Genomic DNA, 26,622 nt, shown 5'->3' with positions numbered 1-26,622 from the left:
CCCCGCCCCCAAGTGGGTTCCGGGTGGGGGGGGGGGGTGGCCCGCGAAGGCTGACTTCCAGACGCTAAATCACTTGACGGCCGGCCCATTCCCGATCTGCCACACAAACGGCGGCTCGGTCCCGTTGATCGCCCAATCCCCGACAATCCGCGCCTTGTAGATCACCGGATTGTGCGACGACACCGTCCGCGCATTGCGCCAATGCCGGTCCAGGGATTTGCCTTCGCGGATGTCCGACGCCCCCAGCGCATTGAACAACTCGGTGGTCGCCCGCTGAATCAATTCCGACGCCACCACCTGCGCCTTCGCCGATTCGATCTCGGCGGCGACATTGGCCGCCTGCTCCCGAGTCTCATCCCCGGAAAACCGCGCCAGATAGGCCTGCTGTGCCGGTTGTGCGGCTTTCAATGCGCTGGCCTCGGCGGCGTACACCCACGCAGACACTTCCCCGACCACTTGCTGCACCTGCGAGTCCTCGCTGACGCGCTGTGCATTGCCGTGGCTGTAGATGCGCTTGCGCTCGCGGACCTGACGGGCCACATCGTTCAGCGCCGCGCGACCAATGCCGGCGAGGGTGGCCAGCAGCACCAATTGATAGAACGCGGTCTGGTATTTGAAACGGCTGGCGAAATCGATGACGTTCTCTGCCTCGACTTCGGCCTCGATGAACCGTGACGTGCCGCTGCCGGTGGTGCGCTGGCCGAAACCGTCCCAGTCATCGCTCTGCACGATCCCCGGCTGATGCGTGCGCACCGCCGCGATCACGTCGCCACCGGTGTCGCTGCGTTGGGCGTAGACGTCGATCCAGTCGGAAAACAGGCTGCCGGTGCTGTAGAACTTCTCGCCGTTGAGTCGCCAGCTGTCGCCGTGGGGCGTGACTTTTGTGATCACGTCGCCAATTGCCACGCTGCCGATCTCCGTCCAGGCGCAGCCGACGATGTCACCTTCGACGAAGCGTTTGAACCACACATCCCGTGCCGGTCCCGGCGCGGCGTTCAAACGATCCTCGGCGAAGGCGAAATGCCCGCGCAGGGCTTGCGGCACGTTGGAATCGGCTTCGGCCAGCTCGATCAGCAGTTCGAACAACTGCGGCAGCGAGGCGCCACCGCCGCCGTATTCCACCGGCACCCGTACGGCGCCAAAACCGGCGTGCTTGAGCCATTGAATCGGCTCGAAGGGCAGGCTGCGCGACTGCTCACGTTCTACGGCTCCGGCGGCAATGCGCTGGAAGATGGGGCGGAATCGCGCGGCCAAGGCTTCGTAGTCGGTGCCAATGGACAGTGGGTTGATTACCTGGTGTTCGGTCATGGGCTCGGTTCCTTGATTGGCAGTGGAGGCCAAAGGGGATTGCAGGGTCCATGCCGGACTGGTCAGCGGGCATTTGCTGGGGCTGTGGAAGTAAATCGGGCTTGAAGTGTTGCTGCGCCAACAGCACGGCAACAAACTGCCTCACATACACCCAGAAACTTGTAGGAGCGGGCTTGCCCGCGATAGCGGAGGTTCAGTCGACATCTCTATGGCTGACACACCGCCATCGCGGGCAAGCCCGCCCCCACAGGGTTTCGAATCAGGCCCAGGACTGGCGATGACAAGCGCTGGCACGCTTGCTGCTCTAGCCCGAAGGACTTCCCCAACGTCCCGAGGACACGCCTATGAGTCAGCAAGCCGTCAAATTTGCCTATTGGGTGCCGAACGTCAGCGGTGGGCTGGTGGTCAGCAAGATCGAGCAACGTACCCACTGGGGCATCGACTACAACCGCAAACTGGCGCAACTGGCCGAGGCGGCGGGGTTTGAATATGCCCTGACGCAGATTCGCTTCACCGCCGGTTACGGTGCTGAATACCAGCATGAATCCGTCGCCTTCAGTCACGCGCTGCTGGCCGCCACCACCACGCTGAAAGTGATCGCCGCAATTCTGCCCGGCCCGTGGCAACCGGCGCTGGCAGCCAAACAACTGGCGACCATCGATCAACTGACCAATGGCCGGGTTGCGGTGAACATCGTCAGTGGCTGGTTCAAAGGCGAGTTCCAGGCCATCGGCGAGCACTGGCTGGAACACGACGAACGCTATCGCCGTTCCGAGGAATTCATTCGCTCGCTCAAAGGCATCTGGAGCCAGGACAACTTCACCTTTCGCGGCGACTTCTACCGTTTCGACAATTACAGCCTCAAACCGAAACCTCTGGGCCAACCGGAAATCTTCCAGGGCGGCAGCTCGCGCGCGGCGCGGGACATGGCGGCGCGGGTGTCGGACTGGTATTTCACCAATGGCAACAGCCCGGAAGGCATCAAGGCCCAGGTCGACGATATCCGGCGCAAGGCGGCGGTCAACAACCACTCGGTGAAGGTTGGGGTGAACGCGTTTGTCATCGCTCGCGACACCGAGGAGGAGGCGCGGGCGGTGCTGGCGCAGATCATTGACGAGGCCGATCCAGACGCGGTGAACGCCTTTGGCGACGCGGCGAAACAGGCGGGCAGGGCGTCGCCGGAAGGCGAGGGCAACTGGGCGAAATCGACGTTTGAAGACCTGGTGCAGTACAACGACGGTTTCAAGACCAACCTGATCGGTACGCCGCAGCAGATTGCCGAACGGATTGTCGCATTGAAAGCGGTGGGGGTGGACCTGGTGCTGGCGGGGTTCCTGCACTTTCAGGAAGAGGTGGAGTATTTCGGCAAACGGGTATTGCCATTGGTGCGGGAACTGGAGGCAGAGGCTGCGGTGAAATCGGCGGCCGTCGCCTGACGTACCGCAAACCATCATTGTGGGAGCGAGCCTGCTCGCGATGGCGGTGGATCAGTCTCTATTGCGGCGACAGACACTCCGCCATCGCGAGCAGGCTCGCTCCCACATTGTTGCTCAACGTTTACAGGCCCAGGTCGGACAGACCCGGATGGTCATCCGGCCGCCGCCCCAGCGGCCAGTGGAACTTGCGCTCGCTTTCCTTGATCGGCAGGTCGTTGATGCAGGCAAACCGGTGGGCCATCAAGCCGTTCTCGTCGAACTCCCAGTTTTCGTTGCCGTAGGAACGGAACCAGTTGCCCGAGTCGTCATGCCATTCATAGGCGTAACGCACGGCAATGCGGTTATCGGTGAACGCCCAGAGTTCCTTGATCAGGCGGTAGTCCAGTTCCTTGGCCCATTTGCGCGTCAGAAACCCTTTGGCTTCTTCACGGTTGTTGGCGAATTCGGCGCGGTTACGCCATTTGGTGTCGAGCGTATAAGCGAGGGATACCCGCGCCGGGTCGCGGGAATTCCAGCCGTCTTCGGCCAGGCGGATTTTCTCGATGGCCGATTCACGAGTGAAGGGCGGCAATGGCGGGCGAACTTCAGCGTTAGACATGTACGGTCTCCCTATCAATTGAAGTTAAAGCACGTTGTCGGGCTGGGTAAAAGTGTTAAAGGTCCAATAACTTTCGCGCCATGCATTGCGCATTATCGGCGGCACTGTGATCACCCATGACAAGCGCCACGGTAATGGCGCCGTCGATCAGGATCAGCAGCTGTCTGGCCAGCGTCTCCGGGTCGCTTACGCCATGTTCGGTGCAGAGCCCGCGCACGTAGTCGAGCAGTTTCTGTTTGTGTTGCCTGGCGACCAGGCGCACCGGGTCTTGCGGGTCGCCGGTTTCACCACTGGTATTGATGAACGCGCAGCCGCGGAAGCCTTCCGAGTCAAACCAGGTCCGGAGCACGGTAAACAGGTTGAGCAGGCGGCCGGCCGGGGATTCGGCCTGATCGACGGCGTCTCGGTACCAGCGCATCCAGCGCTCGTCGCGGCGTTGCAGGGCGGCGACGATCAGTTCCTCCTTGTTGGCGAAGTAGTGGTAGATACTTTTCCTGGAGACGCCGGCGGTTTTCACCAGCAGATCCATACCCGTGGCGGCGATGCCACTTTTATAGATCAACTTTTCGGTGACATCCAGAATGATGTCGCGTGTGTCGTTGCGAGTGATTTCGTTCATGGGTGCACAGTAGAACGATCGTTCTTCTTGGTCAATCCTGTTTTTGTGATGCCAGTGAAATCGTATTCGCGAGCAGACACCCACGAGACCCCGGCCGATCCATGGTGTAAGCTCTCAACCCTTCTGGATTCGACCCACTGCGAGCCCTATGCCGTCGCTTTTCAAACGCTCTCTGCTGCCCAAACTGCGCAGTTTTCCGCTGACCGCCGATGCCGTCACCATCCTTTCCGGCGCTGCCGAGTTTCGCCGCTGCCTGCTGGAAAAAATCGCCTCTGCGACCCAGCGCATCTACATCGTCGCGTTGTACCTGCAACAGGATGAAGCCGGTCAGGAAATCCTCGATGCCTTGCACGCCGCCAAACTGGCACGCCCGGAGCTGGACGTGGTGGTCGTTGTCGACTGGCTGCGCGCCCAACGTGGCCTGATCGGTGCCGGCAAGCAGCCGGGCAACTCGGCCTGGTATCAGGAAACCACCCGCACCCACGCCAGCGAGGTCCCGGTGTACGGCGTGCCGGTGCAGACCCGCGAGCTGTTCGGCGTGCTGCATTTGAAAGGCTTCGTGATTGACGACTGTGTGATCTACAGCGGCGCGAGCCTGAATAACGTCTATTTGCATAAGTTCGACAAATACCGCTACGACCGTTATCACCTGCTACACAACCGCGCCCTGGCCGATTCGATGCAGCACCTGGTCCAGCATGGCCTGATGGCTTCGAAAGCCGTGCACCGCCTCGATCTGCCGAACCTGCCGACCACCCGCAGCCTGCGTAACGACATCGGCGACTTGCGCAGCCGCCTCAAGCACGCCGCGTACGACACCACCCAAGGCAGCACGGTCAAGGATGGCTTGTCGGTCAGCCCGTTGCTCGGCGTCGGCAAGAATAATCCGTTGAGCCGGGTGATCTGCGAGTTGATCGCCAGCGCCCAGCATCAACTGACGATCTGCACCCCGTATTTCAACCTGCCGCTGGCCGTGACCCGGGAAATCAACCGGGCGCTGGCGCGGGGCGTGAAGATCGACATCGTGGTCGGCGACAAGACCGCCAACGACTTCTACATCCCGCCGAGCGAACCGTTCAAGGTGATCGCGGCGCTGCCGTATCTCTACGAAATCAGCCTGCGGCGTTTTGCCAAGCGCCATCAGCGCAGCGTCGACAGCGGCCAGTTGAACCTGCACCTGTGGAAGGATGGCGACAACACTTATCACCTCAAGGGCATGTGGGTCGATCAGCGTTACACCCTGCTGACCGGCAACAACCTCAACCCGCGCGCGTTCCGCCTCGATCTGGAAAACGCGCTGCTGATCGATGATCCGAAAGGCGAGTGGCTGGGGCCGCGTCGCAGCGAACTGGCGGAGATTTTTCAGCACACCACGCGCATCGAGCGCTATCAGGATCTGGAAGCGCTGCCGGATTATCCGGGGGCGGTGGCCAAGTTTCTCAAGCGGGTGAGCCGGGTGCGCATCGAACGCTTGCTGTACCGCATTCTGTAGACCGTAGAGCGTTTTTTTATAGTTCCTTGCAGGTGTGCCGCTCTAGGCTGAGGGCGTGCACACCTGGAAAAGGAATTCAGTTTGGCCATCCCGTCCCTCGCTGCAAATGCCACTCGTACCGCAACGCCCTCTGAATCGTCTGATCAACCATTGGCTTCGATCCGGTTGGCAGCGCAGGTTTTGAGCACCTCAAGCAGTTCCCGAGTCTTCACCCAGACCCACCCGGCGCTCACCCGCCTGGACAACAACACCGTCGAGATTCCGTTGTATTACCCGGCTGCAAAACGCGAAGGTGACCGCATCGACAGTGTGGACGCCTTAAGCGAGGCCTGGGCTGCCGCTTATGAGCAACTGACCACCCAGCCATTGTCGGAACGGGAGATTCTCCAGCTGCTGAAAAGTGGTTTCCCGTGCACCGTATTCGGAAAAAAACTGAAGCAAGAATTCATCGAGGCATTCATGCGCTCGACTCGCCCGCTGGGCGACTTGACGCCGCAGCGACTGCGCGAGATCGTCGAGGTTCTTTTTGATTTACCGCCACACGATTGGGCAAGCGTGTTGGGCGAGCGGCTCAACTTTGCGCAAGGCCACTCGATGGTTGCCGATTTTATCCAGGCCCGACTCACGTTATCGCGCCAACAGCGGGACGAGCAGATCGCCAGGCACCAATTGCTTACCAATGCTCAATGGCAATGCCTTCGCGAGATTATCGAAGAGAGTCCGCCGTGGGTTTATGAAGCTTGGGCGCAGCGGCTTGATCTTGAACTGGAGAGGCAACCTGCCGGCCAGTCGTGGGTCGACCTGGAAGACGTATCACATGTCAGACCGTCACCGGCTGCCGCGCAATTTCTGTTGAGCCAGTGCAGGCAGGTCATCAACGGGAATACGACGAACGAAGCGGTTTCGAGCGAATATGAAACCAGGATCCATCAGCTTCTGAACGGTATCCTGGAAAAAACCGACCCCGCCGTGGCTGATCGTACCGTTGAAGAAACGCTGAGTTTCGAGTTCCTTAAACCCTTCAGGCCGCACAACCACCTGGTGAGTTACAACCAGGGCCCTAACGCCCCGGAGCGGGAGTTTCCGTTGCTGGCGGTGCTGGAGGAGATCGAGCGCAAAGGCGAGTTCTACGATTTCGTCACCCGCAGTGGCCCGTCCGTACCCTTGGGGCTCGTGAAACGACTTTTGTATGTGCTCAATCTGAACGACCAACTCAACAAGTTGCCGGGGCGAGCAGGGGAGCCCGGCCCTCAGGCGCTGCCCGGAGCCACGACGCCGATCGTTCTGGAGCAAATGCTCCGCGAGGCCGATGCGCTTCTGACCACGATCACCCATTCCATGACCGGCTGGCGCCCTGTTGAAGCCGCACTCCCTGATCCAAGAAATATCATCGACCGCATCATCGGCTCGGGCGTACGAACGCCATTGCGCCAAGGGCCTCCAGCGAATTCATACGGTGCAAGCGGCAATCCCTATGCGGAAACCACCGAACCCGTCAACACACCGGGCGGCAGCCTGGCGACGCTGGAAGAACTGGCCAGCCAGCTGGGGGCCTGGCTGAACTCCGCAGCCGGGTATCTGGGGGCAACGGGGGCGACGGTCATCACCGGTGCCGCCGGTTTCGCCCAACGACACCCGCGTGCCAGCGCCAGCGTGATGTGGGCCGCGATTTACGCGGCGGTGAACGCGTTTCACAGTCGCTGGTTCGCCGACCCGGCGCCGGCCCTCGCCAGGCACTTCGCCCCGGAAACAGATCCCGGCTTACGCAGAACAATGGTCGAGGGGGTCGAGTCGTTTCTGGAGCGCGTGCCGGAGGTGGCGAAGGCTGTCCAGGCGCGAATCGCCAACTCAACCCATGCCGATCCTCACCTGGATCAACAGTTAGTGCCCGATGTTGTTCTCCTGTTAGAGCAACCGGTGCCCTGGAGCCCGCACATCACCAGCGCTGCATTGCTCGATGAAATCATCAGCGCAGGCCATGAGCCGCCCGAACGCTCGGATCGACGAAAGCGCGCGGCGCAGTGGACGCTGGAGACACTGAACGACGCCGATGCAACGTCAAGCGCGGATCGAGACTTGTGTGACAGCGTCATTGCCCTGCTGGATGCCAACCACAACGTTCCGTTATCGATACCCGAGGACACGTTGATTCATGAGCCGGTCGAACGCTACAAAAACGCCTTGAACGACACGGGGCTGTTTGATTTCTTCACCGTTCAGGGCCTCGACCCGTCGACGCTGCGTATCCACCACGATTGCGTTACTGGGCTGGTCACCCGTGACGGAATCGCCACCACGGAGACGTTCACCCTGTGGGATAACTCGGGCTGGTGGCAGGTTTCACAGCAACTGCTGCCGATCCTGCAAGTGCTCGATCCTGACGACAGCGGGTTGTGTCATGTCAACGATGAGTCGAACGCCATCCCCCCGGATGTGGTACTGGCGTTCTACGGGGTCAATCCGCCCACCTCTGAAGCGGAAGCAAAGAACCTTGCCAGCGAATTGAAGGCCTCAGGCTGGCCCGAGTTCACCACCGGCAAAAAGGCCCGGCTGGAAAAAGCCCTTGAGCGGGTTGAGCTCGCGGCGGAAGAGGCAGAAGCCCGTGCGGCACTGGTCCACGCACTTGAACACAGCGTGAAGGACAAACCCGACAACGCGACCTTGGCATTGGCCGATGTCGCCGCGGCTGGCGTGAGTCGGTCTCTCGCCCAGGAGAGCCAGGCTATACGCCAGCATCTGAACGATTTTTTAGCGTTGCCAGCGATGATCGACCTTTGCCAGGCTAAACACATCGATTGCCGCGAGATGCCGGTCAGAGTCAGCGAACGAAAGATCCAGGTGTTGCACGAGACCCAGTGGGTTGACCTGACGGGCGCCGTTAACGCTCAGCCAGCCTTGAAGTTGCAACTCGACACGTTGATTCAGCAGACGGAGAAGACCGGACATTCGCTGTACAGCCGCGAATCCTTCGACCTGTTGCAGGTCATTCGTTTCAAGGGCTTCGATGCCCCCAGGAATGCGGGCGAAGTGCGCAACATCATTCGCTGGCTGAAAACCGCGTTACCGCCATCGCCGCCGCTGGGCAACTACGCAGTCGACTTGTTGGCGGGCGACGCAGCCTCCGTCGCCCTATCGAAAGTGGCCAGGACCGCGCTCGTCGATGCGTCCAAGGCACTGCTGAACGGCGCGCCATCCATTATCGATGCCCTGGGCGCCGAGTTGCTGGGGGATACTTCGCTGGAAGACCGGCGTACCCAGGCCGACACGCTGGTTGGCCAAATGCTGGATACCGATCAATCCGACGCGTGGGGGCAGACACTCGTCGAAAAGCTCGACTGGTTCGGCGCCGCTGAAGGGCAGACCGCGTCTGTACGTCACTACCAACAGCTGCTATTGACGGCGATCAAATTGAACATAGATCCCGAGGCGTCGGGCAAGTCCGGCAGCGTCGCCGGTTACGACGTCTATCAACCGAAAAACATGGGACGCGATGCGGCGGCGATCCGCAGCGATATTGAAGCGCACCTGATTGACAACAAAGGCGTCAGCGAGCTGGCGGCGCCGCTGGTAGCCCATCTGTTTCTGGCCGACGCAGCGCCGGAACTCCTGGTGCATCAGGTCGGCAAAGGCGTCGTCATGGGGTCTGCCGGCTGGATGACCTTGCGCCTGGGTGTCGACATCGCAGAAGCCAGCCATCCTGGCTGCTCGCGGGGCATGACCGATGAACAACTCATGGCCATTGCGGTACTCGATCCGGTCACGGAGGAAAACCGCCTGCTGTTTCAGAGCCTGGGCGTCGATATCACCGTGGCGTGGGGCGTCATGAACGGACTGATCCGTCAGCGCCCGTCGTCATCCTATTCGCCGGGAGATTATGAGCACGCAGCGAACCTGCTGGCGCGCCAGCGCGCCGAACTGGCCAAGGCGTTCCAGGCCATCACTCAACCGCTGCAAACCCGCCGGGAGCTGGCCATCATCGAACTTCGCAAGGTGTTCCCCGCGACCAGTGTCGCTGACATCGAAGCCCTGCAGCTGTGGTCAAAAAACCTTCCGGCGACCCTGAATCTGGAGGCATTGGAAGGACGCATCCACGGCTTGATCGAGGTCTACATGGCCGGTGACTTGACGGCAGGCGACTGGTGGATACCCAGCAAGGGCATCAACGCCGAGCAACTGAATCAGAAAATCCGGCAGCTACCCGACCTCAACAACGTCCTGACCGCGTCTGTCGATCGCTATTTCAGCGAATTCCAGCAGGGCTTCCTGGCGCCGGCCAAATTGCTGTTTTCCGAACTGCCGCTGCAAGATCGCCAATGCCTGGAGTTGGGGACGGTAGAGTTGTTCACGCTGCGGGAAGAGACCGGAAGCTTGAAAGAAGATGAAACGCCGCAACTTCGGGACTCATTCCGCGGACATTTCGGCACACTGATCCGTTGCGAGCACGCGGGTGATGTCAGTTACTTTGAAGTGTTCCTTGCTCAGATGAAGATCATCAAACGCACGGATCTGCCCCGCACACTGCCGCTCGATGGTGAGATAAAAGTGGAGAAGGCAAGAGTCAGCAAGGGCTCCGCCGTCAATGTCGATGTGCAGCGTGGCACTAGCCTGCCGTTCGATTTCAAGGCCTATTCGACCGGAACCGACCCGACCGCCAACACCCATTCACCCAGACTGATTATCGAACGGCTGGGCGGCAGCCTGCCCGGCACTGCGCTGGTGGGGGCCGATGATCCAGGCACTTATGTACCCAACAGTTATTTCTCGAGCAAAGTGGCCAAAATCGCCGAGCGGGTGATCAACGACAACCTTTTGCAGGGGCAGAAGGCATTTTTTCATGCGGCAGCCAAAGGCGAAACGCCCCGGGAAAAACAGGTGGCGTTCTGGCAAAAAATTGGTGATTTCCTGCTGCGGCTCATTCCCTTCGTCGGCTGCGTGAGCGACCTCAGGGACGGCACGCGGATGGGGCTGATCAATGGCTCGATCGGTTGCGTCACCGATGCGGTGTCCAGCCTTTTCGGCCTGGTCGGCGGAGCGGGCAAAACCATTGGCGCGGTCAGGACGATTGCACCCATCAAGGTCAAGGCCTTCGAAGTGCTGAAAATCACCACGGGCTCGGTTGCTTCGGTGATCAACCCGTTGAGCGGCATCCCGGACCTGATCATCGGCACTGCCAGGGGCGTGCGGCGCTTCGCTCATCTGATAACGAGCGGCGTCTTCGAGGTCACCCAGAATGGCCTCGGACGGTTGCAGAACGGTCTTGAGCAAGTCAGGAGTTTCTTTGGAGGATTGCCCGTCGCGCTGGCGGGGCAAAAGCTTCCGGGGTGGATGGACGCTGAGCACGCGATTCTGAAAGGCGTTCGCCTCGGTTCGAATGCAACGGCCATTCAAGCCAACGGCAAGTGGTACGGCGTGGATCGTCAGGGGCATCCCTCTGGTCCGCCCCTCGTGGGGTTCACGCCACTGAATCCTGCCCAGCGCGTTTGACGCCGCGGCTCCTTTGCGATTGCCGCAAAGGAGCCCGTCAGGCGTTGCAAAAACTCAGTTCAGGCCGAGTTTCCCACGCAGGGTCGACAGGTCTTCTGCCAGTGTATTCACCGGCCCGACCAGCGCCTTGCGATCGCTTTCCTTGACTTTGTCGTAGGTTTCGAAGCCGCCGTCCTTGGTTTTGTACTTGGCCAGGGTCTTGTTCACCGTCGCGAAGTTTTTGTCGACCTTGGCGATGAACGCAGCATCCTGCTTCTCGATCTGTGGACGGAACAGGTCGACGATTTTCTTCGCGCCGTCGATGTTGCCCTGGAAGTCATAGAGGTCGGTGTGGCTGTAGCGGTCTTCCTCGCCGGAGATCTTGGTCGCCGCGACTTCTTCCAGCAGCGCTGCGGCGCCGCCGACGACTTTTTCTGGCGGGAAAGTCAGGCCGGCTACGCGGGTTTGCAGATCTTTGACGTCTTTGTTCAAGCCGTCGGCCAGGTCGCCCAGGCCTTGGGTGCTCTTTTCGGAGAACAGCGAGTACTCGATGCGGTGGAAACCGGTGAAGTCTTCGGCTTTCACGCCTTTTTCATGGTCGTCGACGCGGGAGTCGATGGACGCGTCGAGGTCACTGAACAGTTCGGCAATCGGCTCGATCGACTCGTAGTAAACCCGGGTCGGCGCGTAGAGTTTTTGTGCGGTGGCCAGGTCACCTTTTTTTACCGCGTCGGTGAATTGCTGGGTGTGGCTGGCCAGTTCGTCCAGCTGTTCGGTGACGTAGATCTTGTAGTCGGAGATCGGGCCGACCAGCTCTAGCGGCGCCGTCGCCGCAAAAGCCGAAAACGGGGTGTTGAGCAAACCAAGGGTCAGCAGTAACGCGAGTGGCGACTTTTTCATGGGACGGTTCCGTGTGTTGGTCAGGTGTTTGTGGTGGGTTGTGTGGCATGAAGCAGCGCGCGACCGATGAAGTCCTGGTCGCCCGTCACACCCGGCAGGGTGAAGAAATACCCACCGCCGACCGGCTTGAGGTATTCCTCGAGCGGTTCGCCGTTGAGTCGGGTTTGTACGGTGATGAAGCCTTTTTCCAGGTCCGCCTGGTAACAGATGAACAGCAGGCCCATGTCCAGCTGGCCGTTCTTGTTCACGCCGTTGGAGTAGTTGAACGGCCGGCGCAGGATCAGGTTCGCCTGGCTTGCCGCGGTGCGCGGGTTGGCCAGGCGGATGTGCGCGTCGAGTCGGGTCAGCTTGCCTTGCGGGTCCTTGGCGTAGTCCGGCACCTCGGTTTCGTGGTTGCCACCCATGGGCGCGCCGGTGCTTTTGATCCGGCCGAGGATGCTTTCCTGTTCCTGCAACGGCGTGCGGTCCCAGCGTTCGACGAAGTTGCGGATGATCCGCACCGCTTGATAGCTGCCGTTGGCGGCCCACGTCGGTTCATCGCTGCCGGGTTGCACCCAGACGAGGCGGTCCATGGCCTTGGCGTCGTTGGAGTCGGGGTTGGCCGAACCGTCGCGAAAGCCCAGGAAGTTACGCGCACTCTGCGCCGGTATGCCGGGTTTCGCCGGGGCTTGCGGTGGCACGCTGCCTTCCTGTTTCCAGCGCACCAGCAGCAGGTCCGGCAGGTTTTTCACGATGTCGCGCAGGGCGTGGATGTTGGTGTCGGTGGTGTTGGCGCAGAACTGCAGGCTCAGGTCGCCGTGGCAGCAATCGGCCTCCAGCGCATCGTTGGGGAAGCCGACCATGCGGCTCAGGCGCTTCGGCTTGGCGTCGGCCAGGCCGAAGCGTTCGTCGAACAGCGACTCGCCCACGGACACGGTAATGGTCAGGTTGTCCGGGGTGACCACCGGCCCGAGAATCCCGGAATCCACCGGCGGCAGTTTCGGGTCGACCTGGGTCACCGGGCCGCCCTTCATCAGGAAGGCGATGCGCTCGTTGAGCGTGCGGAACAGCCGCTCCAGGTCGTCGCGATCGCTGGCCAGCACATCGAACGACACCAGCATGCCGGACGCCGGGCGCGGGGTGACGATCCCGCTCTGGTGCTGGCCGTAGAAATCGTGGCGGTCTTCGGTTTTTTCACTGCTCGGCGCTTCGGTGACCTGCGCCGGGCTGGCGGCCATGGCCGGGCAGCTTAGCGCCGAACCGGCGAGGGCCACACCGGCGGCGCCCATGCCCATCAAGACCCGGCGCCGCTGAAGGTTGAATTGCTCTGTATCGTTCATCTGGAGTGGTCTTCTGCTACAGGCCTGAAAGGCCAAGGGCGGGATCGATTCCGTCGAGTGCATCGGCCAGGGCCTTGGCCTTGTCGGCGATCTGTTTGCGCTGTTCGGCACTGACGCTGTCGTAGCTCGCGTAGCCGTCATTGACCTTGAAGCCATTGAGTTGGGCATCGAGGCTGGCGATGGCGCCGTCGATGCGCGGCAGCAGGTCGGCCGCGGACTTGGCCAGCAGCGGCCGCAACAGGTCGACGACTTTGCGCGCCGCTTCGAGGTTGCCGGCGAAGCCGTTCAGGTCGGTATGGCTGTAACGCTCTTCTTCGCCGCTGCTGGCGCGCACGTCGCCCAGGTTGTTGAGGTTGCGCACGACGATGCTGACCAGTTGTTCCGGCGGCAGCGATTGAGCCAGCAGTTGTTGCTTGAGGGCAGTAACGTCGGTCAGCAGGCGCTGGGCTACCGGCGTCAGGCCATCGACGTTGCGTTGCTGAAACAGTGCGTATTCCAGGCGATGGAAACCACTGAAACCGGGGTCTTGCTCGCGTTTTTCAAAGTAATCGGCGCGGGCGTTGATCGCGTTGTCAAGCTCGGCCAGGCGTTGCGCGGCGGGGGCAATGCGTTGATAGGCGGCGCGGGCTGGCACATACAAGGCTTGCGCCTGACTGAGGTCGCCGGCCTCGATGGCTTGCTCGAGGGCAGTGACGGCTTTGACCAGCGCAGAGCCCTGACTGCTGAGGTACACGCGAAATTCCGACAATGGCCCGATGAACGCGACCATTGACGGCCTGGCCTTGGCAGCCGCCTCGGAGGCTGCGGTCGGCGTGACGTGCAGTGTGCCGCGCGGGTTGCTCAGCAGGCCGCAAGTGATCGCGTAATCGCCGGGCAACAGGTTGGCGTTGATCACCTGGCTCAGGCCGGGGGCGATGTTTTCCCGTTCTTCGATCACCAGCACGCCGTCGAGGATTTCCCATTCAACCGCCCGGTCCGAACGGTTGACGATGCGGAAACTGGCGCGACCGGCCGGCACGGTCAGCGCATTCGGCTCACAGCTGTGCGATTGAATGGTCACCAGCACTTCGTCATGGTTGCTCTGACGCTTGGCCGCGGCCATTTTCGACGCGTAGTAGAACAGGCCGCCGGCAGCGATCATCACGATCACCGAACCGGCCACCGCCCAGCGCAAGGCGCGGGGAGGGGAGGCCTGGGGTGGGGCTTGATTTGGCATGGGGGCCCTTACTGACTGGAAATGTAATAGTTTGAAAATGGCCCTGTAGGAGCGAGCTTGCTCGCGATGAACCTCAGGGCACCGCGGGGAATCAGGATTTCCGCGTCATCGTTTACGACCATCGCGCGCAGGCTCGCTCCCACGAGGGTTGGCATGGGGTGCTGGCGCCGGGAGAAAGAACATCACCAGCGCGACCACCAGATAAATCAGATAGGCGCCCAGGGTGCTGACGGTCGGGGCTTCCTGATAACCGAACATACCGGCCAGCACCGAGCCGAGCGGGCTGTCCATCGGCAGCGCGGCGCTGAAGTCGAACAGCACTGTTTGCAGGTGGTTCCAGACCCCGGCTTCGTGCAGCGCCTGCACCGAGTTGGCAAGAATGCCGGCGGCGACCACCAGGATGAACAGGCCGGTCCAGCGGAAAAATGCGCCAAGGTTCAGGCGCATGCTGCCGCTGTAGATCAGGAAACCAATAACGATCGCCAGGATCAGGCCGAGCAGGGCTCCGATCGGCGCGCCCGGGCCTTCGCTCTGCTGGAACACCGCGAGCAGGAAAAATACGGTTTCCAGGCCTTCCCGGGCCACGGCGAAGAACACCATGGCGATCAGCGCAGTCACCTGATGCTTCGAACCGGCCAGCGCGTGATCGAGAGAGACGTGCAATGAATGCTTGATCGAACGCGCCACCTTGCGCATCCAGAACACCATGGAACTGAGAATGCCGACCGCCACCAGGCCGACCACGCCTTCGAACAGTTCCTGTTGCTTCTGCGGGAATTCGGCGCTGACCAGCTCCAGACCGCCGCCGACCAACAGCGCCAGTGCAGCGGCGAGAAACACGCCAATCCACACGGCAGGCATCCATTGGCCGCGGCCGGTTTGCTTGAGGTAACTGGCGATGATGCCGACGATCAGTGCAGCTTCAATGCCTTCACGCAGCATGATCAGAAAGGGAACGAGCATTCAGCGGCGTCTCGGATCAGATAGGGATGCTAATTTGTAACATAATGACACTCATTCCCAAATGGCAACCATTGACATTAACCTGAACCTAAGCTGAACAACTCTGAAGATTGGAATCGGTGGCCCGCGCAGATCCTCTCGTGGGAGCGGGCTTGCTCGCGAATGCGGTGTGTCAGTCGCTGCATTTTTAACGGAAAGACCGCATTCGCGAGCAAGCCCGCTCCCACAATGGGGATCTGCGATGGATGGGCGGTTGCGGTAAGATGCCGACACTCAAAAACAACAGGGCTCACCGCGCTCAATGTCGGAAAAAGACACCATTTCCATGCAACTGGTGCGTGAAGCGCTGTTGCAAAGTTGCGCCCAGGGCGCTGCCTCCGACGAGGTGTTGGACAAGGTCGGTATCGATCCGGCGCTGCTGCAGTCCGTCGAGGCGCGCGTCCCGGCCACGTCCTATGCGCGTCTGTGGCGTTTGCTCGCCCGGCGGCACGACGACGAATTTTTTGGCATGGACCCGCGCAAACTCAAATCCGGCAGCTTGGCGTTTCTGTGCCGCAGCTCGATGGTCCAGCCGAGCCTCGCCGCCGGCCTGGCCTCGGGGTTGGCGTTCCTGTCGCTGATGCTTGAACACCTGCCGGCGCAGCTGGTGCGCCAGCAAAGCCTCGCGGAAATCGTGCTGTTGGAAGACGACCAGGACCCGCGTCGCGCCTTCACCTATTTCACTTATTGGATGATCGTCCACGGCGTGGCCTGCTGGCTGGCGGGGCGACGCATCCCGATTCTGGCTATCGAGTTGCGCTGTCCGCAGCCGGACTTCTGCGACGACTATCAGGTGATGTTCTCGCAAAACCTGCGTTTCGACCGGCCGCGCACGCGGATGATTTTCTCCGCCGATTGCCTCGATCTGCCGATCAAGCGCAGCGCCGAAGAGCTCAAGCGATTCCTCGCCCATGCGCCGGCGAACATCCTGGTCAAGTACCGCGACCCGGAGAGCCTGGCCAGTCGCATCAAGCAGGACCTGCGGCAATTACCCGCCGAACAATGGCCGGAAACCGAACCGTTGGCGCAGCAATTGTGCATGTCGGCGTCGACCTTGCGCCGACGGCTGGCGGAAGAAGGGCAGACCTATCAGGGCCTCAAGGACAGCGTGCGCAAGGAGTTGGCCATCGTCTGGCTGGCGGAGCCGAGCATCAGCTTCGCCGAAATCGCCACACGACTGGGGTTTGCCGATGCGAGTTCGTTCTACAAGGCGTTTCGCAAGTGGTCGGGGTCGAATCCGGGGCATTACCGCAGCCTGATTCTCAACGAAGCGACCTGATCCGGATTTTGCATTGAGGCGGCTGACGCCTTCGCGGGCTTGCCCGCAATGAGGCCCACCCGGACGACACATCCCTCAAACCTTGGCCAAACCAGTCAAGCAACTTGATAACTTTGACCATTGCCCGCCACCCCGCGCGGGGCGAGTATTTCCCTGGTTTTTACGGTTCCCCCAACCTAATAAAAATACAAAGGGATTCTGGCAATGCGCGATTACCTGTCTGCTACGTCACAGTTCGATTACCAGCACACCGTCGACGCCGCCCTCGCGGGCAATCTGACGGCCCTCAATGCCTGCGTCGAGTGTTGCGACCGGCATGCGTTGCCAGGCCGCATTGCGCTGTTCTGGGAAGGCCGCGATGGCAGCAGTGCGACGTACACCTTCAGCGATCTGCAGGACAAAGCCGCGCGTTTTGCCAATTTCCTCCTGGCCCAGGGCGTGCAGAAGGGCGACAAGGTCGCCGGCCTGCTGCCGCGCAACATCGAATTACTGATCACAGTGTTCGCCACCTGGCGCATCGGCGCGGTGTACCAGCCGTTGTTCACTGCGTTCGGGCCGAAAGCCATCGAGCACCGCCTGAGCTGCTCGGGCGCCAAGGTCGTGGTCACCGATGCGGTCAATCGTTCCAAACTCGCTGACGTGGCCGACTGCCCGGCCATCGTGACCGTCGGCGGCGCGAAGGGCCAGGGCATTGTCCGCGGCGATTTCAGTTTCTGGGCCGAACTGGCCAATTATTCCTCCGCGTGCGAGCCGGTGCTGCTGACCGGCGAAGACCCGTTCCTGCTGATGTTCACCTCGGGCACCACCGGTCCGTCGAAAGCCTTGTCGGTGCCGCTCAAGGCCATCGTTGCATTCCAGAGCTACACCCGTGACGCCGTGGACCTGCGCCCGGAAGACGCATTCTGGAACGTCGCCGATCCGGGTTGGGCCTACGGCATCTATTTCGGCGTGACCGGACCGATGTCGATGGGGCATCCGATCACGTTCTACGATGGCCCGTTCACCCTGGAAAGTACCTGCCGGGTGATCAACAAGTACGGGATCACCAACCTCACCGGTTCGCCGACCGCGTATCGCCTGTTGATCGCTGGCGGCGACGAGTTCGCCCAATCGATCAAGGGCAAGCTGCGCATCGTCAGCAGCGCCGGCGAGCCATTGAACCCGGAAGTGATCCGCTGGTTTGCCGACAACCTCGGCGTGGTGATCCATGACCATTACGGCCAGACCGAACTGGGCATGGTCCTGTGCAACCACCACGGACTCGAACACCCGATTCACATGGGTGCCGCCGGTTTTGCCTCGCCGGGCCATCGCATCGTGGTGCTGGACGATGAATACAAGGAGCTGGGCGTCGGCCAGCCCGGCATTCTCGCCATTGACCGTCCCCAATCGCCGATGTGCTGGTTCAATGGCTACGAAGGCGCACCGACCAAAGCCTTCGTTGGCAACTACTACCTGAGCGGCGACACCGTTGAATGGAACCCGGACGGCAGCATCAGCTTCGTCGGTCGCAGCGATGACGTGATCACCACTTCCGGCTACCGCGTGGGCCCGTTCGACGTGGAAAGCGCGCTGATCGAGCATCCGGCCGTCGTCGAAGCGGCCGTGGTCGGCAAACCCGATCCGGAGCGCACCGAACTGGTCAAAGCCTTCGTGGTGCTCAGCGCGCAATACCGTGCCGCGCCGGAACTGGCCGAAGAACTGCGCCAGCACGTGCGCAAGCGCCTGGCCGCGCACTCGTACCCCCGTGAAATCGAATTTGTCAGCGAGTTGCCGAAAACCCCAAGCGGCAAATTGCAGCGCTTTATCTTGCGCAACCAGGAAATCGCCAAGGCTCAAGAGGCCGCGGCGAAGAACGTTTCAGCTTGAATCCAAGGAAACCATCATGCAGATCGAAAACAAGGTTTTTCTCGTCACCGGCGGTGCCTCCGGGCTCGGTGCGGCCACGGCGCAAATGCTGGTCGAGGCTGGCGCCAACGTCATGCTGGTGGACATGAATGCCGAAGCGGTCGCGGCCCAGGCTGAACGCCTCGGCGCGAAGAGCGTGGTGGCGGACATCAGTAATGAAGCCGCGGCCGAAGCGGCAGTGCAGGCCACGGTCAAGGCCTTTGGCGGCCTCAACGGTCTGGTCAACTGCGCCGGCATCGTCCGGGGCGAGAAGATCCTCGGCAAGAACGGTCCGCACGCATTGTCCAGTTTCAGCCAGGTGATCAACGTCAACCTGATCGGCAGCTTCAACATGCTGCGCCTGGCCTCCGCCGCCATCGCTGAAACCGAGGCGGACGCCGATGGCGAGCGCGGGGTGATCATCAACACCGCCTCGGCGGCGGCCTATGACGGGCAGATCGGCCAGGCGGCCTATGCCGCCTCCAAAGGCGCGATCGTCAGCCTCACCTTACCCGCCGCCCGCGAACTGGCGCGCTTCGGCATCCGTGTGATGACCATCGCCCCAGGCATTTTCGAAACGCCGATGATGGCCGGCATGACCCAGGAAGCCCGCGACTCCCTGGCCGCTGGCGTACCTTTTCCGCCGCGCCTGGGCAAACCGGGCGAGTATGCCGCGCTGGTCAGGCATATCATTGAGAACAGCATGCTCAATGGCGAGGTGATCCGTCTCGACGGCGCCTTGCGCATGGCCGCCAAGTAAGAGGAGTTGTCATGACTATGTCCAACGATCCAATTGTTATCGTCAGCGCCGTCCGCACCCCGATGGGTGGGTTCCAGGGCGAACTGAAAAGCTTCACCGCGCCGCAGCTTGGTGCTGCCGCGATCAAAGCCGCCGTCGAACGGGCCGGCGTGGCGCCGGAGGCGGTTGAAGAAGTGCTGTTTGGTTGCGTGCTGTCCGCCGGCCTCGGTCAGGCCCCGGCACGTCAGGCGGCGCTGGGCGCCGGGCTGGATAAATCGACCCGATGCACCACCCTGAACAAGATGTGCGGTTCGGGTATGGAAGCGGCGATCCTGGCCCACGACATGCTGATCGCCGGCAGCGCTGAAGTCGTGGTCGCGGGCGGCATGGAAAGCATGTCCAACGCACCCTACCTGCTGGACCGCGCGCGCGCCGGCTACCGCATGGGCCACGGTCGCGTACTGGACTCCATGTTCCTCGACGGTCTCGAAGACGCTTACGACAAAGGCCGGCTGATGGGCACCTTCGCCGAAGATTGCGCTGAAACCAACGGTTTCAGTCGCGAAGCCCAGGATGCATTCGCCATCGCCTCGACCACCCGCGCACAGCAGGCGATCAAGGACGGCAGCTTCAAGGATGAAATCGTCCCGCTCACCGTGACTGTCGGCAAAGAGCAGGTGCTGATCAGCAACGATGAACAACCACCGAAAGCCAAGCTGGACAAGATCGCCTCGCTGAAACCGGCGTTCCGCGAAGGCGGTACGGTGACCGCGGCCAACTCCAGTTCTATTTCCGATGGCGCGGCGGCGCTGGTGCTGATGCGCCGTTCCGAAGCACAGAAGCGTGGCTTGAAGCCTTTGGCGGTGATCCATGGGCACGCGGCGTTCGCTGATACGCCGGGCCTGTTCCCGGTGGCCCCGGTGGGCGCGATCAGGAAGTTGCTGAAGAAAACCGGCTGGTCGCTGGATGAAGTCGATCTGGTGGAAGTGAACGAAGCGTTCGCGGTGGTCAGCCTGGTGACCATGACCAAACTGGAGATTCCCCACGAGAAGATCAACGTGCACGGCGGGGCATGTGCCCTCGGCCACCCGATTGGTGCATCGGGCGCGCGGATCCTCGTGACCTTGCTCTCGGCACTGCGCCAGAAAGGCCTGAAACGCGGCGTCGCGGCCATCTGCATCGGCGGCGGTGAAGCGACGGCGATGGCCGTGGAATGCCTGTACTAGGCCAACCTCACTTCTGTGGGAGCCAGCCTGCTGGCGATGACGGTGTGTCATAAAAGCCGGCATCGACTGGCCCGACGCTATCGCCAGCAGGGCTGGCTCCCACAGGGTTCTGCGTCGCAACTCGATTCAAGGATTCACCATGATTGCCAATGACGAACAACAACAAATCAGCGAAGCCGCCCGGCAGTTTGCCCAGGAACGGCTGAAACCGTTCGCCGCCGAATGGGACCGCGAGCATCGATTCCCAAGGGAAGCCATCGGCGAAATGGCCGAGCTCGGCTTCTTCGGCATGCTGGTGCCGGAGCAGTGGGGCGGCAGCGACACCGGTTACCTGGCCTACGCCATGGCCCTGGAAGAAATCGCCGCCGGCGACGGCGCCTGCTCGACCATCATGAGCGTGCACAACTCGGTGGGTTGCGTGCCGATCCTCAACTATGGCAACGACGAGCAGAAAGAGCGCTTCCTCAAGCCATTGGCCAGCGGCGCGATGCTCGGCGCCTTTGCGTTGACCGAACCCCAGGCCGGCTCCGACGCCAGCGGCCTGAAAACCCGTGCCCGTCTTGAAGGCGATCACTACGTGCTCAACGGCTGCAAACAGTTCATCACCTCCGGGCAAAACGCCGGGGTGGTGATTGTGTTCGCGGTCACCGATCCGAGCGCCGGCAAACGCGGGATCACTGCGCTGATCGTGCCCACCGATTCGCCGGGCTACACAGTCGCGCGCGTCGAAGACAAACTCGGCCAGCACGCGTCCGACACCTGCCAGATCCTGTTCGAAGACGTCAAAGTGCCGGTGGCCAACCGCCTGGGCGAGGAGGGTGAAGGCTACCGGATCGCCCTGGCCAACCTCGAAGGCGGGCGCGTCGGCATCGCGTCGCAAGCGGTCGGCATGGCCCGCGCCGCGTTCGAAGCGGCCCGGGACTACGCCCGTGAGCGCGAGAGTTTCGGCAAGCCGATCATCGAGCATCAGGCGGTCGCGTTTCGCCTGGCAGACATGGCTACCCAGATCGCTGTCGCCCGGCAAATGGTGCATTACGCCGCGGCGCTGCGTGACAGCGGCAAGCCGGCGCTGGTCGAAGCGTCGATGGCCAAGCTGTTCGCCTCGGAAATGGCCGAAAAGGTCTGCTCCGCGGCCTTGCAAACCCTCGGCGGTTACGGTTACCTGAACGACTTCCCGCTGGAGCGGATCTACCGCGACGTGCGGGTGTGTCAGATCTACGAAGGCACCAGCGATATTCAGCGCATGGTCATTTCGCGCAGTCTTTAAGAAGGAGTCCATTGTGAGTTACGAAACGATTTTGCTGGAAACCCGGGGCCGTGTCGGCCTGATCACCCTGAACCGCCCGCAGGCGCTGAACGCGTTGAACGCGCAGATTGTCAGCGAGCTGAACCACGCCCTGGATGGCCTGGAAGCCGATGCGAACATCGGTTGCATCGTGCTGACCGGTTCGAAGAAAGCCTTTGCGGCCGGTGCCGACATCAAGGAAATGGCCGAGCTGACCTACCCGCAGATCTACATTGACGACCTGTTTAGCGACAGCGATCGCGTGGCCAACCGTCGCAAGCCGATCATCGCCGCGGTCAACGGTTTCGCCCTGGGCGGTGGTTGTGAACTGGCGCTGATGTGCGACTTCATCCTGGCCGGCGACAACGCCAAATTCGGTCAGCCGGAAATCAACCTCGGCGTGCTGCCGGGCATGGGCGGCACCCAGCGCCTGACCCGTGCGGTGGGCAAGGCCAAGGCCATGGAAATGTGCCTGAGCGGTCGCCTGATCGACGCGGTGGAAGCGGAGCGCTGCGGCATCGTCGCGCGGATCGTGCCGAGCGATGAGCTGCTGGATGAAGCGCTGAAAGTCGCGACGTTGATCGCCAGCAAATCGTTGCCGATTGCGATGATGGTCAAGGAAAGCGTCAACCGCGCGTTTGAAGTGAGCCTGTCGGAAGGCGTGCGTTTTGAACGTCGGGTGTTCCATGCGGCGTTTGCGACGCAGGATCAGAAGGAAGGGATGGCGGCGTTTATTGCCAAGCGGGAGGCGAAGTTCCAAGGCAAATAATGTAGCGCATTCAAACGCGCCCCCATCGGAATGCCGCAAAAATCCCCTGTAGGAGCGAGCCTGCTCGCGAAAAACGCCAGGGCGCCGCGTTAATTCAGGCGCCGCGCGTCATCGTTGACCACCCTCGCGAGCGTGCTCGCGCCTACAGAGGGTCACGCCAGGTAGTTTTTCAGCTCCCGGGCAATCACCATCCGCTGAATCTCGCTCGATCCTTCATAAATCTGCGTGATCCGCGCATCCCGGTAGTAGCGCTCCACCGGGTAATCCTCCAGATACCCGTACCCGCCATGAATCTGTATCGCTGACGAGCAGACCTTCTCGGCCATTTCCGAGGCGAACAGCTTGGCCTGGGACGCTTCCGACAAACACGGCTTGCCCGCGCTACGCAACCGCGCGGCGTGCAGGATCAGCAAACGTGCCGCATTCAGCCGCGTGTGCATGTCGGCCAGCATGTTGGCAATGCTCTGGTGCTCGATGATCGGCTTGTCGAACTGCACACGATCACGGGCGTAAGCCAGCGCCGCCTCGAATGCCGCGCGGGCAATGCCCAAGGCTTGAGCGGCAATGCCGATGCGTCCGCCTTCAAGATTCGACAGCGCAATCGCCAGGCCTTTGCCGCGTTCGCCGAGCAGGTTGGCTTCGGGAATCGTGCAGTTGCTCAGGGTTACCGCGCAGGTATCGGAGGCGCGGATGCCCATCTTGTGTTCGGTGCGATCGACGATGAAACCGGCCGTGTCGGTCGGGACCAGAAACGCCGAAATCCCGCGCTTGCCCAGGTCCGGGTCGGTCACGGCGAATACGATCGCCAGTTTCGCCCGCTTGCCGTTGCTGACGAATTGCTTGGCGCCGTTGATCACCCACTGGCCATCGCGCAATTCAGCGCGGGTGCGCAGGTTGTGCGCTTCGGAACCGGCCTGGGGCTCGGTCAGGCAGAAACAGCCGATGGTCTGGCCGCTGGCCAGACCGGGTAACCAGGTCTGTTTCTGTTCCTCAGTGCCGTAGTTGAGCACCGGTCCGCAACCCACGGAGTTGTGGATGCTCATCAACGCACCGGTGGCACCGTCGCCGACGGAAATCTCTTCCACCGCCAGGGCATAGGCAACGTAGTCCACGTAGGTGCCGCCCCATTCCTCCGGCACCACCATGCCCAGCAGGCCCAGTTCACCCATCTTTGCAACCAGGCCGTCGTCGATCCAGCCAGCTTTTTCCCAGGCTTGCGCATGGGGCGCGATTTCGCCGCGGGCAAAATCCCGGGCCATGTCGCGGATCATGACTTGCTCTTCGCTCAATTCGATATCGTGCATGGCTCAGCTCCCGCTCCGGTCAAACCCTGTGAAGAAACTCGCGACATGCTCAGCGTCCAGCGCCTGCAAGGTCGGCGGATTCCAGCGCGGGGTCTTGTCTTTGTCGATCAGCAAGGCGCGCACGCCTTCGATCAGGTCGCCGCGCTCGAACCATTGACGGTCCAGGTGCAGCTCGAGGGCGAAGCAGTCTTCCAGGCTCAAGTGCCGACCGCGCCGCAGCATTTCCAGAGTCACGGCCATGGCCAGCGGCGAACGGCTTTGCAGCAGGTCAGCGGTGGCCAGTGCCCATTCATGGCTGTCGGCGACGGTCACTTCGCGCAGTTGCTCAACCATACTCGGCACGTCACTCAAGGCGAAGAAGTGGTCGATGGCCGGGCGCAGGGCTTTCAAGGGGGCGTCGGGCAATTGCTGCACCGCGTGAAGAGCCAGCAGGCCTTGCAGGTCCTTCAGTGGGGTGTCGTGCCACTCCAGTTGATCGAGTTGTTCGTCCAGCGCACCGAGTTTGGCGCTGTCCAGATACCAGTCGGCCAGTCCGCAGTAGAGCGCGTCCGCCGCCCGGATCTGCACGCCACTGACGCCCAGGTAAATCCCCAGTTCGCCGGGAATGCGTGGCAGGAAGTAGCTGCCGCCGACGTCCGGGAAATAACCGATGCCCACTTCCGGCATTGCCAGACGGCTTTTCTCGGTGACGACTCGCAGATCGGCGCCTTGCACCAGACCCATGCCGCCGCCCAGGACGAAACCGTCCATCAAGGCGAGCACGGGTTTGCGGTAATGATGGATGGCGAGGTCGAGGGCATATTCCTCGACGAAGAACGCTTCGTGCAGGGTGTCGCCGTTCTTGAAACTGTCGTACAGCGAGCGGATGTCGCCACCGGCACAGAAGGCTTTCTCACCGGCGCCGCGCAGGACGACCGCGTGAATCTGCGGGTCTTTGGCCCAGGCATCGAGCTGACGCTGCAGCAGGCGGACCATGTCCAGGGTGATCGCGTTGAGACCGGCGGGGCGATTGAGGGTCAGGTGACCGATGTGGTTGCGGACCTCGGCCAGCACTTCGTTTTGCGTGGCATCCATGGACTGAGTCCCCGGAGAAGAAACCTGAGCAGTCATCAGTAACTCCCTGCTTTTATTGTTCTTTATAGACAAGCTCGCGCGCGAGCGATCCCGGATCGTACCAGTGCAAATTTGTGATGTACAACCGGGATATGTGCAGGTTCTGTCTGCATATTTGCAGCGCCGTCATTGTGGGAGCGGGCTGCTCGCGAAAGCGGTGTGTCAGCAAACGAAGGGTTGACTGACATGGCCTCTTCGCGAGCAAGCCCGCTCCCACAGAGGGGCTGTGTGGTGTCAGGAGCGGCTGCTGAGCACTTCGCCGATGCTGCGGCGCTTGGCGTGCAGTTCGCTGGCATGGATCAGCTGTTCGAGGTCTTCGGGAGTGACGTCGAAGAAGGCTTCCATGTCCGCCAATGCCAGTTTCAAATCCTCGGCAGTGATGGCCTGGTTGTCGGCCGAGGGCATGGCCGGTTCGGGTTCCGCGGGGCGTCTGGGGTAGCGAATGCGCGTCAGGTTGTTGTAGACCAGCGCGCTGAACAGCATGCTCGCGGCAGCGAGCATCACCGGGCCGAGTTCTTTCCAGTCCAGGGCGACCGTCGCCGGATCGGCCAACACCAGCGTCAGCGCCAGGGCGCCGGCCGGTGGATGCAGGCAACGCAGCCAGCACATCAGGATCAGCGACATTCCCGCCGCCAGGCATGCACTGCCGAGGGTGCGGCCGAGCACGTGAGCGACCAGCAGCGCCATCACGCCCGCACTCAAGTAGCCGCCGAGTATCGACCAGGGTTGTGCCAGCGCCCCGGAGGACACCGCAAACAGCAACACCGCCGATGCGCCAAGCGGCCCCAGCAAGTGTTGCGCCACTTCAACGCCAAACACCTGGGAGCACAACCAGACGCTGAACAGCGTGCCCAGCGCCATGCCGATGGCGGCGCGGCTCCATTCCAAAGGGCGGGTGTTGATGGCGGAAGGTATCCAGCGAGCAAACATGGGCTAATCGATCCGTAGCGAAAATCCGGGCAAAAAAAAGGCTTAGCTGGAATTCCCAGAAAGCCCTTGAAGTGTTCCAACAACTTGGGGGAGGAACGAGGCACAGTGTGCCTTTCATTGAACATGCTGACAAATTCATATTAATGCAGTTTGAGTTCATTATTTTTGCTGCAAGGCGACCCTGCGACCACTCATGAAACACAGGAAGCCGCCCATGGCGGTCAGCCCGCTCAGGGCATAAAACATCGTCGACGCCGGGGTGTGCATCAGCAGGAAGCCACAGATGACCGGGCTCAGCGCACCGCCAAGGGCCGCGAGATTTTGCGCGCCGTAGTAACTGCCTCGCAGTTCTTCCGGGGCCAGGGTGTCGACGAAAAGGAATTCAGCCGGGTAGATGATCATTTCGCCGAGGGTGAAGATGAACATCGCCACGCACCAGGACACCAGGCTGTCTGCCAGGCTGAAGCCGATCAGGCCGACGATGAACAGGCTGGTGCCGCCGGCGATCCAGTAGCGCAATTGTTCGCGCTTGAGGAAACGGCCGATCTGGTATTGCAGCAGGATAACGCTGATGGCATTGCAGGCGAGCAGAGCGGCAATGGTCGCCCAGGGACAGTTTCGCGCGGTTCGGCCGGACCTGATCCACATCAACACGCCGTTCAATCTGATCCTGCGGCACAACACGGTACGCAGTCCGTTGATCAAGGCGTTCGCCCAGGCGTTGGGCGTTGATTTGA

20 protein-coding genes are annotated in these 26,622 nt (G+C 61.6%); 9 read left to right on the top strand and 11 right to left on the bottom strand.

Annotation, left to right across the window (positions count from 1 at the left end; all coding sequences use genetic code 11):
• Positions 1–69: 69 nt before the first annotated feature.
• Positions 70–1,308, bottom strand: coding sequence for an acyl-CoA dehydrogenase family protein (locus NTD84_RS14275; RefSeq protein WP_262166527.1), 1,239 nt, complete (start codon positions 1,306–1,308; stop codon positions 70–72).
• Positions 1,309–1,652: 344 nt separating this feature from the next.
• Here NTD84_RS14275 and sfnG point away from each other — a divergent pair, with 344 nt between their 5' ends.
• Entirely contained in the window at positions 1,653–2,744 is a 1,092-nt protein-coding gene (gene sfnG, locus NTD84_RS14270) for a dimethylsulfone monooxygenase SfnG (RefSeq protein ID WP_262166525.1), read from the top strand.
• Between the two features lie 121 nt (positions 2,745–2,865).
• Here sfnG and NTD84_RS14265 read toward each other — a convergent pair whose 3' ends face one another.
• Both NTD84_RS14265 and NTD84_RS14260 read right to left on the bottom strand, forming a co-directional pair.
• Positions 2,866–3,342: a nuclear transport factor 2 family protein gene (locus NTD84_RS14265; protein WP_262166523.1), complete on the bottom strand. Its 477-nt coding sequence runs from the start codon at positions 3,340–3,342 to the stop codon at positions 2,866–2,868.
• Between the two features lie 55 nt (positions 3,343–3,397).
• Positions 3,398–3,961: a TetR/AcrR family transcriptional regulator gene (locus tag NTD84_RS14260; protein ID WP_262166521.1), complete on the bottom strand. Its 564-nt coding sequence runs from the start codon at positions 3,959–3,961 to the stop codon at positions 3,398–3,400.
• A gap of 148 nt (positions 3,962–4,109) precedes the next feature.
• Between NTD84_RS14260 and pssA the strand changes: the two genes are divergently transcribed.
• On the top strand, positions 4,110–5,453 hold the full coding sequence (pssA, locus tag NTD84_RS14255; protein ID WP_262166520.1) for a CDP-diacylglycerol--serine O-phosphatidyltransferase: 1,344 nt from the start codon (positions 4,110–4,112) through the stop codon (positions 5,451–5,453).
• A gap of 81 nt (positions 5,454–5,534) precedes the next feature.
• Entirely contained in the window at positions 5,535–10,937 is a 5,403-nt protein-coding gene (locus NTD84_RS14250; RefSeq protein WP_262166519.1) for a hypothetical protein, read from the top strand.
• Positions 10,938–10,991: 54 nt separating this feature from the next.
• Here the strand turns inward: NTD84_RS14250 and efeO (NTD84_RS14245) are convergent, their stop codons facing one another.
• From efeO (NTD84_RS14245) to efeU, 4 genes are all read right to left on the bottom strand, one after another.
• Positions 10,992–11,816, bottom strand: coding sequence for an iron uptake system protein EfeO (efeO, locus tag NTD84_RS14245; RefSeq protein WP_262166517.1), 825 nt, complete (start codon positions 11,814–11,816; stop codon positions 10,992–10,994).
• Between the two features lie 20 nt (positions 11,817–11,836).
• Positions 11,837–13,135, bottom strand: coding sequence for an iron uptake transporter deferrochelatase/peroxidase subunit (gene efeB, locus NTD84_RS14240; protein ID WP_262166515.1), 1,299 nt, complete (start codon positions 13,133–13,135; stop codon positions 11,837–11,839).
• A 16-nt stretch (positions 13,136–13,151) separates the two neighbouring features.
• Complete coding sequence (gene efeO / locus NTD84_RS14235) at positions 13,152–14,351, bottom strand: iron uptake system protein EfeO (protein WP_262166513.1); 1,200 nt, start codon at positions 14,349–14,351, stop codon at positions 13,152–13,154.
• A gap of 105 nt (positions 14,352–14,456) precedes the next feature.
• A complete protein-coding gene (efeU, locus tag NTD84_RS14230; protein WP_262166511.1) occupies positions 14,457–15,314 on the bottom strand; it encodes an iron uptake transporter permease EfeU in 858 nt (285 codons plus the stop codon).
• 301 nt (positions 15,315–15,615) lie between these two features.
• On the opposite strand from efeU, the gene NTD84_RS14225 reads away from it, so the two are divergent.
• From NTD84_RS14225 to NTD84_RS14200, 6 genes are all read left to right on the top strand, one after another.
• Positions 15,616–16,632, top strand: a complete 1,017-nt coding sequence (locus NTD84_RS14225) for an AraC family transcriptional regulator (RefSeq protein WP_262166508.1) — start codon at positions 15,616–15,618, stop codon at positions 16,630–16,632.
• A gap of 204 nt (positions 16,633–16,836) precedes the next feature.
• Positions 16,837–18,501 carry an AMP-binding protein gene (locus tag NTD84_RS14220; RefSeq protein ID WP_262166506.1) on the top strand — a complete coding sequence of 555 codons (1,665 nt, stop codon included), beginning with the start codon at positions 16,837–16,839 and terminating at the stop codon, positions 18,499–18,501.
• Positions 18,502–18,517: 16 nt separating this feature from the next.
• Positions 18,518–19,279 (top strand): SDR family NAD(P)-dependent oxidoreductase, encoded by a 762-nt coding sequence (locus NTD84_RS14215; RefSeq protein ID WP_262166503.1) that lies wholly within the window; start codon positions 18,518–18,520, stop codon positions 19,277–19,279.
• An 11-nt stretch (positions 19,280–19,290) separates the two neighbouring features.
• The gene (locus tag NTD84_RS14210) at positions 19,291–20,484 is read left to right on the top strand and encodes an acetyl-CoA C-acyltransferase (RefSeq protein ID WP_262166501.1); all 1,194 of its coding nucleotides are present in this window, start codon (positions 19,291–19,293) and stop codon (positions 20,482–20,484) included.
• A gap of 139 nt (positions 20,485–20,623) precedes the next feature.
• A complete protein-coding gene (locus NTD84_RS14205) occupies positions 20,624–21,751 on the top strand; it encodes an acyl-CoA dehydrogenase (protein WP_262166498.1) in 1,128 nt (375 codons plus the stop codon).
• A 13-nt stretch (positions 21,752–21,764) separates the two neighbouring features.
• The gene (locus NTD84_RS14200) at positions 21,765–22,538 is read left to right on the top strand and encodes an enoyl-CoA hydratase (protein WP_262166495.1); all 774 of its coding nucleotides are present in this window, start codon (positions 21,765–21,767) and stop codon (positions 22,536–22,538) included.
• 152 nt (positions 22,539–22,690) lie between these two features.
• Here the strand turns inward: NTD84_RS14200 and NTD84_RS14195 are convergent, their stop codons facing one another.
• The 4 genes from NTD84_RS14195 to NTD84_RS14180 form a co-directional block, all read right to left on the bottom strand.
• A complete protein-coding gene (locus NTD84_RS14195; protein WP_262166493.1) occupies positions 22,691–23,842 on the bottom strand; it encodes an acyl-CoA dehydrogenase family protein in 1,152 nt (383 codons plus the stop codon).
• 3 nt (positions 23,843–23,845) lie between these two features.
• Positions 23,846–24,952 carry an enoyl-CoA hydratase/isomerase family protein gene (locus NTD84_RS14190; RefSeq protein WP_262166490.1) on the bottom strand — a complete coding sequence of 369 codons (1,107 nt, stop codon included), beginning with the start codon at positions 24,950–24,952 and terminating at the stop codon, positions 23,846–23,848.
• 237 nt (positions 24,953–25,189) lie between these two features.
• A complete protein-coding gene (locus tag NTD84_RS14185) occupies positions 25,190–25,885 on the bottom strand; it encodes an HPP family protein (protein ID WP_262166488.1) in 696 nt (231 codons plus the stop codon).
• A 159-nt stretch (positions 25,886–26,044) separates the two neighbouring features.
• Entirely contained in the window at positions 26,045–26,569 is a 525-nt protein-coding gene (locus NTD84_RS14180) for an MFS transporter (protein WP_410017350.1), read from the bottom strand.
• Positions 26,570–26,622: the final 53 nt, after the last annotated feature.

The sequence above is a fragment of the Pseudomonas sp. 14P_8.1_Bac3 genome (genome assembly GCF_025466085.1).
Classification (GTDB): Bacteria; Pseudomonadota; Gammaproteobacteria; order Pseudomonadales; family Pseudomonadaceae; genus Aquipseudomonas.
This window is presented reverse-complemented; position numbering and strand designations above follow the sequence as displayed.

Coding starts and splice junctions, on each gene's coding strand:
- NTD84_RS14275 (WP_262166527.1), bottom strand. CDS start 1,308: ATGACCGAACACCAGGTAATCAACCCACTGTCCATTGGCACCGACTAC.
- sfnG (WP_262166525.1), top strand. CDS start 1,653: ATGAGTCAGCAAGCCGTCAAATTTGCCTATTGGGTGCCGAACGTCAGC.
- NTD84_RS14265 (WP_262166523.1), bottom strand. CDS start 3,342: ATGTCTAACGCTGAAGTTCGCCCGCCATTGCCGCCCTTCACTCGTGAA.
- NTD84_RS14260 (WP_262166521.1), bottom strand. CDS start 3,961: ATGAACGAAATCACTCGCAACGACACACGCGACATCATTCTGGATGTC.
- pssA (WP_262166520.1), top strand. CDS start 4,110: ATGCCGTCGCTTTTCAAACGCTCTCTGCTGCCCAAACTGCGCAGTTTT.
- efeO (WP_262166517.1), bottom strand. CDS start 11,816: ATGAAAAAGTCGCCACTCGCGTTACTGCTGACCCTTGGTTTGCTCAAC.
- efeB (WP_262166515.1), bottom strand. CDS start 13,135: ATGAACGATACAGAGCAATTCAACCTTCAGCGGCGCCGGGTCTTGATG.
- efeO (WP_262166513.1), bottom strand. CDS start 14,351: ATGCCAAATCAAGCCCCACCCCAGGCCTCCCCTCCCCGCGCCTTGCGC.
- efeU (WP_262166511.1), bottom strand. CDS start 15,314: ATGCTCGTTCCCTTTCTGATCATGCTGCGTGAAGGCATTGAAGCTGCA.
- NTD84_RS14225 (WP_262166508.1), top strand. CDS start 15,616: ATGTCGGAAAAAGACACCATTTCCATGCAACTGGTGCGTGAAGCGCTG.
- NTD84_RS14220 (WP_262166506.1), top strand. CDS start 16,837: ATGCGCGATTACCTGTCTGCTACGTCACAGTTCGATTACCAGCACACC.
- NTD84_RS14215 (WP_262166503.1), top strand. CDS start 18,518: ATGCAGATCGAAAACAAGGTTTTTCTCGTCACCGGCGGTGCCTCCGGG.
- NTD84_RS14210 (WP_262166501.1), top strand. CDS start 19,291: ATGACTATGTCCAACGATCCAATTGTTATCGTCAGCGCCGTCCGCACC.
- NTD84_RS14205 (WP_262166498.1), top strand. CDS start 20,624: ATGATTGCCAATGACGAACAACAACAAATCAGCGAAGCCGCCCGGCAG.
- NTD84_RS14195 (WP_262166493.1), bottom strand. CDS start 23,842: ATGCACGATATCGAATTGAGCGAAGAGCAAGTCATGATCCGCGACATG.
- NTD84_RS14190 (WP_262166490.1), bottom strand. CDS start 24,952: ATGACTGCTCAGGTTTCTTCTCCGGGGACTCAGTCCATGGATGCCACG.
- NTD84_RS14185 (WP_262166488.1), bottom strand. CDS start 25,885: ATGTTTGCTCGCTGGATACCTTCCGCCATCAACACCCGCCCTTTGGAA.